This window comes from Actinoallomurus acanthiterrae (genome assembly GCF_054775715.1).
The window spans coordinates 4,812,090-4,826,963 of the sequence record NZ_BAAHCO010000001.1 but is presented as its reverse complement, the minus strand read 5'-3'; the positions used below and the strand labels follow the sequence as shown (position 1 = coordinate 4,826,963).

The 14,874-nt window shown below is 68.4% G+C and carries 13 protein-coding genes; 6 read left to right on the top strand and 7 right to left on the bottom strand.

The window, feature by feature from the left end; translation table 11 throughout:
• The first annotated feature begins 151 nt into the window (after positions 1–151).
• On the top strand, positions 152–604 hold the full coding sequence (locus ACYVF7_RS23165; protein WP_460344271.1) for an nSTAND1 domain-containing NTPase: 453 nt from the start codon (positions 152–154) through the stop codon (positions 602–604).
• On the opposite strand, the gene ACYVF7_RS23160 is transcribed toward ACYVF7_RS23165, so the two are convergent.
• The 5 genes from ACYVF7_RS23160 to ACYVF7_RS23140 form a co-directional block, all read right to left on the bottom strand.
• The gene (locus ACYVF7_RS23160) at positions 597–1,022 is read right to left on the bottom strand and encodes a DUF6262 family protein (RefSeq protein ID WP_460344268.1); all 426 of its coding nucleotides are present in this window, start codon (positions 1,020–1,022) and stop codon (positions 597–599) included. The two genes, ACYVF7_RS23165 and ACYVF7_RS23160, sit on opposite strands and share 8 nt — an antisense overlap.
• Positions 1,019–2,551 carry a tyrosine-type recombinase/integrase gene (locus tag ACYVF7_RS23155; RefSeq protein WP_460344265.1) on the bottom strand — a complete coding sequence of 511 codons (1,533 nt, stop codon included), beginning with the start codon at positions 2,549–2,551 and terminating at the stop codon, positions 1,019–1,021. Before ACYVF7_RS23155 ends, ACYVF7_RS23160 begins: the two co-directional genes overlap by 4 nt.
• A gap of 610 nt (positions 2,552–3,161) precedes the next feature.
• Complete coding sequence (locus tag ACYVF7_RS23150; protein ID WP_460344262.1) at positions 3,162–4,343, bottom strand: tyrosine-type recombinase/integrase; 1,182 nt, start codon at positions 4,341–4,343, stop codon at positions 3,162–3,164.
• Between the two features lie 103 nt (positions 4,344–4,446).
• A complete protein-coding gene (locus tag ACYVF7_RS23145) occupies positions 4,447–5,088 on the bottom strand; it encodes a hypothetical protein (protein WP_460344259.1) in 642 nt (213 codons plus the stop codon).
• Positions 5,089–5,178: 90 nt separating this feature from the next.
• Positions 5,179–6,204, bottom strand: coding sequence for a MarR family transcriptional regulator (locus tag ACYVF7_RS23140; protein ID WP_460344256.1), 1,026 nt, complete (start codon positions 6,202–6,204; stop codon positions 5,179–5,181).
• 403 nt (positions 6,205–6,607) lie between these two features.
• Here ACYVF7_RS23140 and ACYVF7_RS23135 point away from each other — a divergent pair, with 403 nt between their 5' ends.
• Positions 6,608–6,958 (top strand): hypothetical protein, encoded by a 351-nt coding sequence (locus ACYVF7_RS23135; RefSeq protein WP_460344253.1) that lies wholly within the window; start codon positions 6,608–6,610, stop codon positions 6,956–6,958.
• A gap of 570 nt (positions 6,959–7,528) precedes the next feature.
• Here the strand turns inward: ACYVF7_RS23135 and ACYVF7_RS23130 are convergent.
• The gene (locus ACYVF7_RS23130) at positions 7,529–7,846 is read right to left on the bottom strand and encodes a hypothetical protein (protein WP_460344250.1); all 318 of its coding nucleotides are present in this window, start codon (positions 7,844–7,846) and stop codon (positions 7,529–7,531) included.
• Between the two features lie 723 nt (positions 7,847–8,569).
• Positions 8,570–11,497 carry an AfsR/SARP family transcriptional regulator gene (locus ACYVF7_RS23125; RefSeq protein WP_460344247.1) on the bottom strand — a complete coding sequence of 976 codons (2,928 nt, stop codon included), beginning with the start codon at positions 11,495–11,497 and terminating at the stop codon, positions 8,570–8,572.
• Positions 11,498–11,738: 241 nt separating this feature from the next.
• On the opposite strand from ACYVF7_RS23125, the gene ACYVF7_RS23120 reads away from it, so the two are divergent.
• The 4 genes from ACYVF7_RS23120 (at position 11,739) to ACYVF7_RS23105 (ending at position 14,839) form a co-directional block, all read left to right on the top strand.
• Complete coding sequence (locus ACYVF7_RS23120; RefSeq protein ID WP_460344244.1) at positions 11,739–12,560, top strand: DUF2637 domain-containing protein; 822 nt, start codon at positions 11,739–11,741, stop codon at positions 12,558–12,560.
• 433 nt (positions 12,561–12,993) lie between these two features.
• A complete protein-coding gene (locus ACYVF7_RS23115) occupies positions 12,994–13,311 on the top strand; it encodes a hypothetical protein (protein ID WP_460344242.1) in 318 nt (105 codons plus the stop codon).
• A gap of 503 nt (positions 13,312–13,814) precedes the next feature.
• Complete coding sequence (locus ACYVF7_RS23110; protein WP_460344239.1) at positions 13,815–14,117, top strand: hypothetical protein; 303 nt, start codon at positions 13,815–13,817, stop codon at positions 14,115–14,117.
• Positions 14,118–14,257: 140 nt separating this feature from the next.
• Positions 14,258–14,839 carry an SAF domain-containing protein gene (locus tag ACYVF7_RS23105; protein WP_460344236.1) on the top strand — a complete coding sequence of 194 codons (582 nt, stop codon included), beginning with the start codon at positions 14,258–14,260 and terminating at the stop codon, positions 14,837–14,839.
• The last annotated feature ends 35 nt before the right edge of the window (positions 14,840–14,874 follow it).

Below are 14,874 nucleotides of genomic sequence, written 5' to 3'. Positions count from 1 at the left end.
GGGGAGTCTGTCGGATGCCGCTGGCGGCCGGAAGCTGCCGACCCTGCCGTACGTGCGGGCGTGCGGCGGCGATGTCGAGGAGTGGGAGCGCAGGCCGCAGAGTGCGGAGACGGCGGAGAGGGTGGCGACTCGGCTGGCCGTGGGGCGCCGTATGTGTGTGGAGGAGGTGGTGGCGCGGCTGGCGCAGCGCCGGTTCGTGACGGTGTTCGGCGCCTCGGGGGTGGGCAAGTCCTCGCTGTTGCGGGCTGGCCTGATCCCTCGGATGCAAGATGATCGGGCGTCAGCCGGCGACCAGAGCCCCTTGGTGGTGCTGTTGACGCCGGGCGTGCATCCGCTGGATGAGTGCGCGATGCACCTCGCTCACCTCTGCAGCCTCGCCCCGGGGCAGGTGCGTGATGAGCTGGCCACCGAGGTGCGCGGCCTGAATCGCATCGTCCGCCAGGCCTTGGTCGACCAGCCGCCCGAGGCGGAACTGCTGGTGGTCATGGACCAGTTCGAGGAGGTGTTCACCCTCTGCCATGACTCGGCGGACGTACGCTGTTCATCGCCGTGCTACTGGCGGCGCGGCGGCGCCCGTCGCCACTATGTTCCGCCGTTCAAGTAATCGCATCTTGCCGGGGAAGGCCTCGACGAGCGAGTTGACGCCGCAGTTCCAGGTTCTCTCCGTGAGCTTGTTCCAGGGCGGCCCGCAGAGCTTGGATTTCCTGGCGGTGCTGTCTCTTGAGGTGGGTGATCTGGCTGGTCAGGGTCGCGATGATCGTGTTGTCGGTTTCCTCCTGGCTGGGTGCTGGCGGGGCCGGGCGGGCTTGCGCGCGCAGCCGCTCGATGCGGCCGCGGAGGTCGGGGTGGCCGTAGAGGAAGGCGTGGGAGACTCCGGCCTCGCGTTGGACGGCCTGGAAGGTGATCGGCTCGCCTCGCTTGACGAGCGTGCGGATGGCTTGTTCGGCGGCCTTGGTCTTGGCCTGTGACTTGGCTTGGGCGGCTGCGGTCAGGGTGGCGATGCGTCGTTCACGGGTGGTCATGATCGTGGCTTTCGATGGCGGGACAGGTCGAGGGTGAGGGGGACCGGGCCGGTGGTGCGGCATCCGGCGCCCTGCACCGCCCGGTGTGGTGTGGCCTGCAGGGAGGCCAGCAAGCGGGCCAGGGCGTCGCGTTCGGCGTGGCGTTGGGCGAGCCAGACGTTGTCGTCGGGCATCGGACGGCCGTGGCGCTGGTGAAAGGCGGTGGTGGTGCGTTCGATCAGGGACTCGGTCTCGGCCAGTTGCCGAGTGAGGGTCTGGATGTGGGTTTCGTCGGTGACGAAGACCGAGCAGGTCAGGCAGGCGTTGCCCTTGTCACAGGTCTGCAGCGGCGGCAGCAGGCACCAGCCGTGGGGCAGAAACCGATCGGCGCGGTCGAACAGGTGCAGGCTGTCGTGATCTTGTCGGGAGAGGTTCAGACGGGTGCCGTCGGCCTTGAACTTGACAGTGGCCAAGAACGCCTGTTCGGCGTGCTCTTCGCGTTGCGCGACATAGTGCATCGACATCGACGGGCTGGCGTGCCCGGCGTAACGCTGCAGGACATGAACGGGCAGGCCGAGTTCAGCGAGCCGGGTCAGCTTGGTGTGCCGGAACCGGTGGGTGTGGCTGAGGCGGACGGGCCGGCCTTTGCTGTCGCGGATCTGGATCAGGTCGCTGAACTGGCGCAGCCTGTAGTTATAGGTGCCTTGCGGATAGGGCTTGGTGCCATTCTTGTTCCCGCTGAGCTGCAGGAACAGCCGGCCCGGGGTCAGTCCGGGGAACCGCTGGCGGACCCACGCCTGTTGTTCCTCGATGACCGCGGTGACCTCACGGTCGACCAGGATGCTGTCCGGTGCGATGTCGATCTTGCTCTGGGCGTAGGTGAACCGGACGACGTCCTGGCCCTCGGCGGTCTCGACGGTCCCGTCGGGCACCGGGGACAGGCAGTCGAAGTCGCAGGTTCGGATCTCACTGGCGCGCCGTCCGGTGAGGATCTGCAGCAGGATCATGCGCATGACCTGCGGGTCGTCGACGCCTTCGGCGTTCATCTGCTGCCCGTCGCCCCGGGTGATCTGCATGTGCTGGCCTTGCGGCAGGCCAAGGAGTGGGAGCGCTGCCGTGATCTGTCCGAGGGCGTGGTCATCGACGTACTGGTGGGCGCCCAAGAGCGCCTGGCGCGGGATGCGGGTGACCTGACGGAACCAGCTGTCGGCGTGGGCCTGGGTGACCTGCTCCCAGGGCGAGGGCCCCAGCACGCTGCGGGCTTCGGTCGGGTTGGCTGCCATGAAGGCGAACAGCTCGGCGACCGCCCGCAGGTCGTCGTTGATCAGCCGAGGCTCAACGGCCGTGGTGCGGTGGTGTTCGGTGGTGATGCGGTTGGTGGGGTCGGCGTCCCAGCGACCGAACGCGGCGGCCTGCTCGGCCGCCGCGCGTGGATCGTCAAGTACCTGGCGCGGATCGTCGAAGGTGCCGGTCAGCCACCGGTCCAGGCGCTGCATGCTGCCCATCCGTTCCTGGCTGACCGTCGACCAGCGCAGGGTGCCCGACTCCAAGACCGTCCCCAGGTGCCACTTGGCCGCGGCCCGCAACCAGGAAAGAGCGATTTTCCCAGGCGAGCATCCGTAGTTCGCCGCCGGCTCCGTGCCGACAACGGGATCCTCCGGTCGCACCGAGGCTGCCAATCGTCCAGTTCCCACCAGGGCCCGTCATGGCAGCGGGCCAGCAGCGCCAGCCGCGGGAACCTGAACACCGCCCGCAGCGTGCTGCGGGCGCCGTGCTCGGGTGGGAGCCGTCCCCAGCGAGCGGCGTAGTACCGGCGTTGCAGCACTGACGCCGCCTCCCAGTCCAGGGCACGCATCGAAGCCGGGAAGGGATGGTTGTCCCGGGCCGCGTGGCGCAGGATGAGAGCCAGATGGCTGAACGCCTCGCTCGAGACCTTGGTGCCGTCGGTAACCTGCCAGTACGCCATCCAGGCCAGTTCTGCGGGGAACGGATCGGACAGCCCCGACAAGTCGACCCGCCGCTGATCGCACCCCCTGGCCTCCCAGCCGTCGAGGTCCGGGCCGAGAACCAGGCGCCGCCAGGCCGGCGGGAGATCCTCCCAGAGCCGCTGGGCCTCCTCGAGGTGCTCGGCAGGACCGAGCCTGCGAGGGCCTTCACTGCTCACCGCTGCACCCGCCAGCCGCCGGCGTAGGACACCCAGTTCGCCGCGGCCCGCAGTGCCTCGTCTTCGCGGACCCAGCCGTAAAGGTCGAGCGTGGTCTGGACGTGGGCGTGACCCAACCGCCGAGCAACCACCCAGTCCGGTGTCCCGGCCAGCAGCAGCGCGGTCGCATGGCTGTGACGGAACCAGTGCGGCGTCCACCCCGCCGGGCCGATCCCCCTCTTCTTCAACGCCGTGACCTTGTCGCGAACCGTCCCCTCACGCAGCGCGGCCAACAGCGGCGGCCGCGCCAGATTCACCAGCAGCGGAAAGTCCGGCCTCACCTCCAACCCCAACTCGGTGGCCCGGCAGGCCACCATGGTCAGGTAGTCGGCGAACAGGCGCTCCAGATCGGCACTGACATAGACCCGCCGGGGCCGCATCATCTTCACCCGAGCATCGTTGGCGTTGTCCTCACGCGGCACGATGTCGATGAATGCGATATCCCCGCGACCCATGACGAAGTCACTGATCCGCATACCCAGCACCTCGCCCAGGCGCATGCCGCTCTCGGCAAGGAGGGCGAAGATCAGCCGGTCCCGCAGGTTGCCCGCCCACTCGCCGGTCGCGGTGTCGAAGACAGCGCAGCCGTCCAGGATCGCCTGAATCTGCTGCGGCAGCAGCAGAGGCGGCCGGTCCCGGCGCCGGCTGCGGCGGACCCTCACGAGACAAGACGGTGCGGGAGCCGACCGGGCGTCCAGGTGCGCCAGCAGTCCCCGAGCCGGAGCCCGCCGTGGCGCCCCACGCAGCAGCCGGCCCGCAACCGTGACCCCGAACACCGCCTCCTGCCACCGATAGAACGAGATCAGCGCCGCAAGCCGAGCCTCCAGCGTCTCCGGCGAGGGCACGTCCTCCGGGTCGACGAGCGAGTGCTCGACCGTCCGGCCGTTCCGTAACCACGACAAGAATCCCGTCACCGCCGGGACGCCGACCTCCCGCCACCCGCCGGTCTCACCGCGTTCCTCCAGAAACGTCCACCACTGCGCGAGCGACGTCGCATAGCCCCGCACCGTGTTCGGCGACCACAGGTACCGATGAGCCTCCAACCACTCCTCGATCGGGGCCACCGTCCGGTAGTCCGCGTCGACCACCGTCCACGTCCGCCGCCCACCCGCAGGACGCAAGGCAAGACTGTAGGCCACCAGGCATCACTCCTTCTTGTTGCTGCACTCCCATGGATAAGAAGGCAACAACGATGACAGAACGTCACCAAGAGCGGTCGTTCATGACATAGATGCGACTGACTCAGGTCCCGTGGATAACGGGCGGCCCGTACAGCAGAGCGGGGATTCCGGCGGTGCGGAGTTTGCGCAGCGCGGTGACGTCCGGCAGGTCGGCGAGCTGGCGCGGGTGGTAGGTCTGCCCGTTCGGCCGCCGCACCCCGCCACCCGCCTCGAGGGCCGGGGCGGCCGATGGCGTTACCGATGCCGCCCTACCCGGCGTGGCCGTGCCGGAGGATGGCGCGCCGGACGTGGCCGACGACGCGCTCTGGGCCGGTGCGGTGCGCGGGCGCGTTACCCCCGACCCGCCTTTGGTGGCCTCGGCGGTGGTGTCGGTGGCGCGGAACCGTCGCGGTTTGGCCGTGGTCAGCTGCGCGTGGCCATGGTCGACCAGGGTCTCCAACGCGTTCGCGACCGCACCAGAGGACCGGTCGCCCAACGCGCGCGCGATCTGTCCCGGCGTGAAATCGCTGCCCGGGTTGGCCAGCAGGTGGGCGGCCACCTGACGGCGCAACTCGCCCTGGCCGAGCCGTCCGGTCGGCGTGTGCCGCACAGCGAACCCGGTGACCGGCACAACCGGCGGCGTGCCCGGCGGTGTCGTCGTGGCCGTGGTCTCGGTGTCCGATGGTGCGGCCGGTGGTGGGGTGGGTGTGGTGGTGGTCGTCATCGTGATCTCCCTAGGCGCATCGTCGGTTCCGGGGGGACCGGGGGCGGGCGTACCGGCCCGGTAAGGGGCGGACGCCCGCCCGAGACGGGTTCAGGCGGTCGCGGTGGCGGCGGCGTGTTCGGTGGCGGCGAACCGGCGGGGACGCTCACACGTCTCCATCGCCTGCCCGAGCGCGACCAGCCGATCCAGGGCGTTGGCGATGGCCCCGGCTGAATGCCCGATCACCTTGCTGATCTCGTGCGGGGTGAACTCCTTGCCCGGGTGGGCGGCCAGATGCGCGGCGACCTTCTCCCGCAGTTGCCCCGGCGCGGAATGCGCCACCCCAGACGCGCCACGCGGCCGCCGGTGCGCGGCAGCCCGCACCAAACGCCGGGACCGGCCTGATCCGGAGTAGACCGTCTCGGCCGCCTCCAGCGCCGCCGTCCGGTCACCCGCCTGCAGGGCCGACAGCGCCGAGGTGATCGCATCCCCCAGGGCGGTCAGGGCATCCCGCGCCTCGTTGACCGCCGCCGGATCCAATCCCTCGCCGTCGTCGGGTGCCGGGGCGGCATCCTGCGCGGGCGGGGTACCGGCGTCCGGGGTCGGGGCGTCCGCCGGATCAGTGGCCGCCTCGCCGTCGGTGGGCGTGTCGTTGTGGTGTCCGTCGCCGGTGGCCTCGGCAACCGGTGGCATGTCGGCGGTGGCCGAGGGTGGGGCGGTGGTGTCGTCATCGGGCTCGGTGGCGGTCGTCTCGCGCGTACCGGTGGGGGTGGCGGTATCCCCGGTCGCCTCGGGTGTGGTCCCGGGGGTGTCGGTGGCCGAGGTGGCGTTCCACGCGTCCGGGACGCGTTTGCCGTCCCGGTGCCCGCCCGGCGTGCGGGTGGCGTGCCCGGCGGCCTCCAACTCGTTCAGGGCGCGGCGTGCGGTGGGCATCGATACGCCCGCCGCCGTGGCGATGGTCGCGACCGACGCGCCAGGGTTGGCGTTCAGCGCCCCCAACACGGCCCCGGCCAACTGAACCGGGCTAACGGGTGCGGTGGCGGTTCCGGTCGCCGTACCGACCGTCTGCGCGCCGTTCCCGGCGTCATTGGCGGGGCCGTTATCGGTGGCGTTGTTGCGGGTGTCGGTGGCGGTCATTGCCGGGTCCTTTCAGTCGGTGTCGGCACCTTTCATTTGGTGCCGTTTCCTGTCGTGTGGAGCTCGACCATTTCTCGACACCCGGCGTCCGCGCAATAGGGCCACGCCGGTTTCTCGGTTACCGGAACGGCTGGACTACCTCACCTCCACCACGCCCACGATCATGCCCTCTACCTCGATAAACGCGCCGCAGTCAAGTGCAGCCGGATGTCGCCGGGGACTGAAGAACATCACCTCGGCCACCCGCGCCGGTAGCCAGTCTTTAACGGCTGGAGTTCCTTACCGGCCCGATATCGAGTCCAGCCGTTAATCGACTCGATCGGGTGACTTGACTTCATGCGCCGACGAGTTCCAATAGACGTAGCACGACACCGAAACACGAACCGTCATCCACGGGGATGCGATGAATGCCAGCACCGGGAAAGCGGCCGGGCACAACCACCCGGCCGAACCGTTCAACCCGCTACGCCCGCCCGGGCAATGCCCCCGATGCGACGCCCGCCGCGCCGACCGCGCCGCGCGCGGCCTGATCGATCACACCCACGCGCCGTTGCCGTTCGGACGGCGCATGCCGCACGGGGCGTGCCCGCGATGCGACCAGCTCCACGACGGCGCGCCGCCGCGCACCGCCCGCACCGGCGACCGCGCCCGGGGTGAGGACGAACGGCGGCGCGCCATCGCCGCGCACTACGCCCCCGGCGGCCCCCACCAACGCGGCGATTGCGGCCCGGTGTGCACCGCGTTCGATTGGTGATGCCCCGCGCCGGTTGACCGGTCGCCACCACGATGGCTACACGCCATCACCCCCCGCGCGGCGATCAACCATCTACGGCCCCCCCCCGGGGGGATTGCGGGCGACCACCGCCCGGGGCCGATGACCGGTCATCCGATCATGTCCACGCCGCGCGGGTGATCGGCGTGCCGTCCGCGATGGGCGTTGCCCGCCATCACCGGACGTGGGTCACCGGTGAGGTCCGCGCCCGCCGGGTGGTGCGGCGGTGGCGGTCATCCGGGGGGCCACCGGCACCACCGCGCACCCGGCAACGGCGGCCCCCCGGCACCAGCCCGGGGAAACAACATCGGCCCGGTCACCCCGCATGCGGCGGGGTGACCGGGCCGATGTGTGCCGACAGCGTGTCACGCGGCACCCGGTGATACGGGGGACGTCATCCGGCGGGGTCATGTCCCCGGCCCGTTTCCCGCGCGTCAACGCGGGACCTGATCACCCGGGCAGCCGCAGACACGTGGCGCGCGGGTTTCGTGGCGTGGATCCGTAACACCGTTGTGCCGCACCCGGCCGGGTGCGGCACAACGGGTGCGCATGTCACGCGATGGCGGTACCGGCCGCGTCATCTAGCAACGCACAACCAAGACAATCCGCCGTGCACGGCTCACCCGGTTCGGCACCACATTGGGTGCAACCGTCGTCGGCGGATCCGGCGGCGGGGCGGTACACGTAAACCGGCGCGGTGGTGTCGAATGTTTCGGTGCCGTGCGCGGTGGCGATGGTCACGCGGCCGTTGTCGGTCACCGGCGGGGTTTTGACCATCCGGGCACCACCCAAGATCACGTCGTATTGCCGGACGGCGGCGGCGGTGACGTGTTTGAATTCGCCGTCGAATTGATCCATCGTCACGGTCATCGCGTCCCCCCGTTGGGAATCGGTCGTTTTTGTTCGTTGCATCAATAATACCCCGCCAACCATGGCCGCCAAACGTCATTTCGTATTCGTTTTCAAGACTCTTTCTAGGGTGCCGTTGGCATTCAGATCGGACTCGCCGGATCGGCTTTTTCAGCGACCCCACATGAGAGTCGTCGGCCGAATTCGCGAATGAATAATGATGGGTGATGATTTTGCGGGACGTGTTCGAGGCAGGCCGATGAGAGGCCAGCCCTGGCATGACGGTTGGCCGGCACGGCGGCGGCCGTCATTCGATAGAGGGGTTCTTTATAGGAGTCGGGTGAGCCATCGGCATAGGCAGATCAGCTCCGACCTGCAGTGTTAGTGCGTGCGCGCTCTACCGGCCTGGGCGGTGGGCAAGCTGGCATACCAGCGGTAGACCAACTGGCATAACGACGGCCACCGTGGCCACGGTCACGCCCAAGGAAACAGCCTCGTGGCGGCAGCCACAGCGGGCCGACCCATAGGACCTCGCAGCAGATACAGGCCCCACAATCTGCCACTTGAGGCACCGGCCTCCAATGGCACGTCGCCCGCCCTTTGTATGCGAGGCTGAACCGATGCCCTGTATTCAATTCCAAGGGCTCGACGGGTCCGACATCTATTATCGGCCGACTTTCAAGGCATCACAAGGCAATTTCCCTGAAACTGGACTTGCACCAAAAGACACTGCCTGCAGCGCCATTATAGTGAACGCTGACATCGGGCGAGTTCTTCGCGTGCCTGGTTCTCCAGATCCGTACGGCCAAGGCTGCTGAATAGAGCGACACTTTTCTCCAGGTCGCTGGTCGCCTGATCGTTGTGGCCGGTGACCTGGTGGCTTTTGGCGCGTGCGCGTAGGCAGCAGGCGTGCTGGTAGTCATCATGACGGGCCCCGAACAGTTCCGCTGCGGTGGTGAGGGACTCAATCGCCGCGTCATGACGATGCAGGGTCTGATAGGCCAGTCCGGCTCGGTGGTGAAAGTAGGCGCGCAGTGGTTCGCGGCCATCAGTGCTGAGGTCGAGTCCTTGGCGGCACAGGTCGAGTACGGCGTCGGGTTCGCCGGCCAGCAGGTGGGCTTTGGCGAGCGAGTGCAGTGCCACACAGGCGTAGCGGGTGTTTCCCAGGCTGCGAGCCAGGTCAAGGCTTTCCTGGCAGCGGGCCAGGCCTTCGGCATGACGACCGAGGCGTATAAGCGTTCCCCCCAGGACCCGCAGGCACAAGAACTCCGCGTGCTGGTCGCCGGTCTGCCGCGCAAGGGCCAGGCCGCGCTCGACATCGGCTCTGGCCGCGGGCAGGTCACCTCGGGCACCGGTGCAGTAGGCGCGCAGTCCGTAGGCGCGAGCGAGCCGCAGGTGATCCTTCTCCTGCTCGAAGGCGGTGATGCATCGCTCGGCCAGCGGCAGTGCGGCACCCGGGTCGCCGCTGTCGCCTGCGAGGACGATGGCGGCCCGCAGCCACGCTCGCGCCGCGAACGCCGTGTCCCCGGCGGACTCGGCGGCCTGCGCGATCGCGGTCCACATGTGTTCGGCGTCCTCGTGGCAGCCGCGCAGGTGCAAGAACGCGGCCAGCCGCAGCGCCAGTTCGCGGCCTTGCCGATACCCGTCTGGGATACTGCAGACGGACTCGACGGCGGCCAAGAGGTTCGTGCGTTCGGCCGCGAACCAACCTTCGGAATCGGCGACAATCCGCTCCGCCAGATACGAGGGGACGAGGCGGATGGGAAGCGGCGGGCGAGTCCGTGGAGGCGCGTGCAGGCCACGCGGGATATGAGCATCGGCGATGTCGGCCAGCTCCAGCCATGCGTTCATCAGGCGTTCCCGTGCGGCGTCGGCGTCGGGGTCTGCGGTGAGGAGCTCGGTGGCGTACTCCCGTACCAGGTCGTGGAAGCGGTAGCGGGGTTGACCGAGCGGATCGATTCCAGTGCTGTTGAGCAGGGAGCGATCCACGAGTGTGCCGATCAGGTCGCTTGCCGGTTCGCCGAGGATGACGTCGCCGGCCCAGGCCGCGAACTCCCCCGCCGGGGCGAGGACGAGCAGCCGGAACGCCCGCTGTGCCGCAGGCTCAAGGGTCTGATGGCTGAGAGCGATGCTGGCACGGACGGCCAGGTTCCCGGCGACCAGCTCATCCAGCCGGGTCTTTTCATCGGCCAGGCGGTGGGCGAGGTAGGCGATGGGCCACGACGGGCGCGCGGCCAGGCGCTCAGCGACGATCCGTACCGCGAGCGGGAACCGCCCGCACGCTTCGATGACAGCGTCGGCGGCCTCGGGATCGGCGCTCACTCGTTCATGTCCGGCCAGGCGGGTCAGCAAGTGCAGTGCTTCGGCATGGTCGAGCGGTGCCAGGTTGATCGAGCGACCGGTGGCGACGCCCGGCATCCGGGCGCGGCTGGTGACGATGACGGCGCATCCGGCGGCGCCCGGAAGCAGCGGCTGGATCTGCTCCGGCCAGGCAGCGTCATCGAGCACGAGCAGCATGCGCCGACCCGCCAGCCGCGTCCGCAACAGCGCGGCGCGCTGGGCGAGCGTAGGCGGGATTGCCGACGCCGCCATCCCCAAGCCGTGCAGGACTTCCCCCAGTAGCTCCGATGTCTTCCGCGGGGCCGGTGATGCTCCGGTGAGCCGGAGGTAGAGCTGGCCGTCGGGGTAGTCGTGGGCGACGGCGTGCGCGACCCGCAGGGCCAGTGCGGTCTTGCCGACCCCTGGTGGTCCGCTGATCTGGACCACACGGGGTGCTGTCGCCAGCGAGATCGGCGACAGCAACGCGATTAGTTCGGCCGCCTCCTCCTCCCGGCCGGTGAAGTCCGCCAAATCCGCCGGGAGCTGACGTGGCGGCACCGCCTGGCCCGTCTTGTGGAGCGTCACGGGATCCGCGGTCGCTGGGAGGCGCAGGGCCGGGTCGTTGCCTTGGATCCGGCGCCGTAGCGCGTGCAAGATCGGTCCCGGCTCGACTCCTATGTGGGTGGCGAGGGCAGCTTGGGCTTCGGTGAACGCCTGCAGCGCGTCAGCCTGCAGACCACACCGGTACAGGGCGAGCATCAGATCGGCCCAGAGTTGCTCGTTTTCCGGCTCGGCGGTGAGGGTCGTTCGCAGCTCGGGCAGCAGTTCCCGATGCCGGCCCAAGGCCAGCCGAGCTCGCACTAATGCGTTGCGGGCATCCCGGCGTTCTTGGAGTAGCCCGGTGATGAGCGAGGCCATGGCGGGAGTCGATGGGAGTAGCTCGGCGAGCTGGCCGGTTTCCCACTCGGCGATCGCCGCCTCGAGCGAGCGTGCCGCAGTGGTCGCATCGCCGTCGTTCAACGCCGTGCAGCCTTGCCGGTACAGCGCCCGGAAGCGGTCCACATCGACTTCGTCGTCGGGGTTGACGCGCAGCCGGTAGCCGACATCGTCGGTGAGAAGCCGGTTCGGCGGCAGGGCCTGGCGGAGGTTCCACACGCAGTTACGTAGAGAAGGCAGTCGGTCATCGGCCTCAGCCACCGCGCCCCACAGCAGGTCGATCAGGCGATCCGGGGGGACAGCATGGTTACGGTCCAGCGTCAGCGTGAGCAACGCGCCGCGCGCCAGCGTACGCGTGACGACACGTGTCCCTTCCTCGCTGATCAGCTCGAAGCGCCCAAGAACCCGAAACTTCATCCCCGGTAGTCCCTGCCCCGTCTCTTCGGAACGGACCACGCTACAACCACCCTTGACGTTCCGTCATGGCCACGTCTGGCCACCAACAGTCACCTCTGACTACTCTTAGTAATTGATCGCGGTGCTGCTTGATGAGGTGCGGGTGATCCGACTCGGTTACTGTCTGTTGTGAGTTGGTCACTGTTGCGTTCTGCTTGGGCAGAGGGTGGCACTCCAAGGCGGTGAGAGGAGGGTCGGATCGATGGCGGACATACCGGGTGCTCGCCGGTGGCGGGTGCCGGTTGCCGCGCTGATCGCTCTCGTGTCCTTCCTCGGTGTCTTGGCCGCTATCGAGGCGATGGCGCTGCGCGGACAAGTAGATTTCGGCCGGTACGTGCTGAGGCTGAACGGTCGGTGGCTGGCGATCCCTCCGATCGCGCTCGAGGGCGGCACCTTGGCCGCGGCCACTTTGACGCTGTGGGCGGTACTGAACCACGATTCGGCTGCGTTGTCGCGCTTGATGACGATGGCGTTCATCGGTGCTGCCGCCTGCGCCAACTACCAGGGCGCCAAACACGCCGGCCGGTCCACCCTGGCCGCTGACTATCTCGCCGGCGCGAGTGTCGCCGCGTACCTGATGTGGCACAACATCTTGACCCGGCTGCGCCGCTCGGACCTTCGCCAGGCCGAAGCGCTCGAAGACCCGCTACCCCGCTTCCGGCTCTTGCGGTGGATGTTCGCCTTTCAGGAGACCTACGCGGCGTTCAAAGTCGCAATCCGCCAGAACATCACCCGCCCGGCAGACGCCATCGCACAGGCGCAACGGGAGCTCCTCCTGCTTCCGCCCGCCGGTTGTGAAGAGGAACTGCCGCCGGAGCGGCTGACTGCCCTGGCCGCCGAGCGTGGCGGCAAGCGCCGCGCCGTCGCCTACGCCGCTGCAGCCGCCGGCTCCTACGAACCCGCAGCGGTCCAAAGATGGCTCGCCGAGCGTGATGTCGACGTCGATCTGTCCTACGTCTCCCGGACACTCACCCGCATCACCAAAAAGCAACACGCGCTGGAAGCCGCAGAGGTGCAAAAATGAACGCTCCAAGAAATACCAAGCAAACCCACCTCTCATCCGTGACCACAAGGCGCCCGCGCTATCGCACGCGAATAAGGCATTGCAACCAATGTCGGCCTATGGAAACGGTGGCCGCCCGATGCGACAGGTGAGCACCAAGGCACCCTCCACACCGGCCCCGAAGCCGAGCACTCGGGTGAACCGTCGACATTTGAGTATCCTTATCGGCGCGCTTGCAATCAGTCCTCTCACCGCGGGCTGCGGTGGCCACCGTTCCACTGTCGCTTTTCCCGTAACGACCCCGCCTCAAGGGCCGACGAGTGGAGCCGCCGCACCAGGTTCAGCCACGTCGTCGCCGCAGACGGCAAGGGACGCCGCAATCGCCGCTTACACAGCCTTCTACGAAGCTGCGGACAAGGCGGTCCTCGCGCCGCCGGAGCAAGCTCGATCAATCATGAGGGATTACGTCACCGGCGAATACCTGGACTGGGAGATTCGCCAGCTCATGATCCACCAATCACAACACGAAGAGCCGTGGGGCAAGCCCGTCCTGCACGTGACCCGCGTGGATCTCACCGCGACGAGCGCAAAAATCCACGACTGCCAGGACGCTTCAAACGCTGGCCTGGCCAACGCTAAGAATCATCAACTGATTCCTCGGACTCGCGGCACAGCTAGCAGAAATCTCATCGCGGACATGACCCTAGGTGGTGATGGCCAATGGCGAGTATCAGGCCTCAAGCAATACCCCGCAGCGTGTCACGCTTCCTGAGCGTGACATGCATCACGGCGAATGCGCTTATTTCCACGGCCGGAAACGCGCTCGCAAGTCACGGCCACGGAGGGCCCACGGGGGAAGCAGCCGGATGGGCGGACCCCTTCGGATATCACATCGATGCAGCGCAGCCAGGATCTCACACCACGAGCGTCGGCAAGAAATCTGAGGCAGGGACGAACGACAGAAAATCGAATCGCGAAAAAACTCCCACCTATTGCGCGGAGGCAGCGGCTGCCGGCGCCGTCGCCGACACCTTCGGCGTCATACCCGGCACCCCGGTCATCTGCTCAGCCGACCCGAAATCCACGCCGACCGTAACACCGCAGGAACTCGCTCAGCGAGCCTGGAAAGACCTCCGCCTGCCCATACCCGACGCACGGACCGCACCCCCACGCGGATCTCAAGGGCTGGTCGGCCTTCCGGAATGGGTATGGGTGCCACGTAGTCAGTGGCACGCGACGTCGAGGAGGACGTCGACGGGGTCGGTGTGGGCACAAGTGACGGCCACGCCCAGACGCCTGGTCATCAAACCCGGCTCCGACCTTCCCCCAGTGTCCTGCGACGGCCCGGGGACGACATACGACCCGGCCAAGCCCGCGTCCACGCAGCACACCGACTGCTCCTACACCTACCGCCGGTCCTCGGTCGCCGAGCCTGGCGCTGTCTATCGGGTGACGGTCACGGTGGTGTGGTCCGGTGCCTGGACAGGCTCGGGGGGTGCCGGCGGGACGCTCCCGGACATCAGCCGGTCGACCGTCTTCGGTCTCAAGGTGGCCGAAGGGCAAGGGCTGTACGGATGAAGGGTGGCGAGATGGCGGCAGGCACGAGTGGGCGGCGGTCGAGCACGGCGATCCGTACGCAGGCACCAGCAGCCGGCAACCAGACTCGTGGCCCAGTGCGGTTGGCCCGGCAGCGCCGTCCGGGGTGGATCGCTGCGGGTGTGGCGCTGCTGGCGTTGGGTGTGCTGGCGAACGTGTACCTGTTCCAGACCGTCAGCGATCGGGTGTCGGTGGTACGGGTGGCGCGGGACGTGGCGGTCGGTCAGCCCATCACCCGCGCGGATCTGGACGCCACGGCAGTGGCGCTCGGACTCGGGGTGCAGACGATTCCGGCCGACCAGTTGGGCCAGGTGGTTGGGCGGCGTGCGGCGGTCGGGCTGCGGGCCGGAACGTTGCTGACGGCCTCGCAGGTGACGACGCAGCTGACGCCAGGCCCGGGGCAGGCGCTGGTCGCGGTGGCGCTCAAACCCAGCCAGCTGCCACCCCGGGGACTCGAGCCCGGATCACAAGTTCGGATCGTGGCCACCACCGGGGCTCAAGAAGACGCCACCAGTCAGGCCGGTCAGGCCAGTCCGGCACCCGGCAAGGACGTCGCAGCAGTGGTCGATGCGGTCGGTAGCCCGGATGCCGACGGATCAGTGACGGTGTCCCTGCTGGTCGCTGACGGCGATTCCAGCTCGGTCGCGCGGCTGGCTGCTGCGGGGCGGGTCGCGTTGGTCGTGACCAGCCGGGTGGGGTCGTGATGGCGCTGTATTGCCTGTGTTCGCCGGGGGGATCG

Bases quoted from the DNA above. Each gene is read 5' to 3' on its own strand.
- ACYVF7_RS23165 (WP_460344271.1), top strand. From the start codon at position 152: ATGTGTGTGGAGGAGGTGGTGGCGCGGCTGGCGCAGCGCCGGTTCGTG.
- ACYVF7_RS23160 (WP_460344268.1), bottom strand. From the start codon at position 1,022: ATGACCACCCGTGAACGACGCATCGCCACCCTGACCGCAGCCGCCCAA.
- ACYVF7_RS23145 (WP_460344259.1), bottom strand. From the start codon at position 5,088: ATGACGACCACCACCACACCCACCCCACCACCGGCCGCACCATCGGAC.
- ACYVF7_RS23140 (WP_460344256.1), bottom strand. From the start codon at position 6,204: ATGACCGCCACCGACACCCGCAACAACGCCACCGATAACGGCCCCGCC.
- ACYVF7_RS23135 (WP_460344253.1), top strand. From the start codon at position 6,608: ATGAATGCCAGCACCGGGAAAGCGGCCGGGCACAACCACCCGGCCGAA.
- ACYVF7_RS23130 (WP_460344250.1), bottom strand. From the start codon at position 7,846: ATGACCGTGACGATGGATCAATTCGACGGCGAATTCAAACACGTCACC.
- ACYVF7_RS23125 (WP_460344247.1), bottom strand. From the start codon at position 11,497: ATGAAGTTTCGGGTTCTTGGGCGCTTCGAGCTGATCAGCGAGGAAGGG.
- ACYVF7_RS23120 (WP_460344244.1), top strand. From the start codon at position 11,739: ATGGCGGACATACCGGGTGCTCGCCGGTGGCGGGTGCCGGTTGCCGCG.
- ACYVF7_RS23115 (WP_460344242.1), top strand. From the start codon at position 12,994: ATGAGGGATTACGTCACCGGCGAATACCTGGACTGGGAGATTCGCCAG.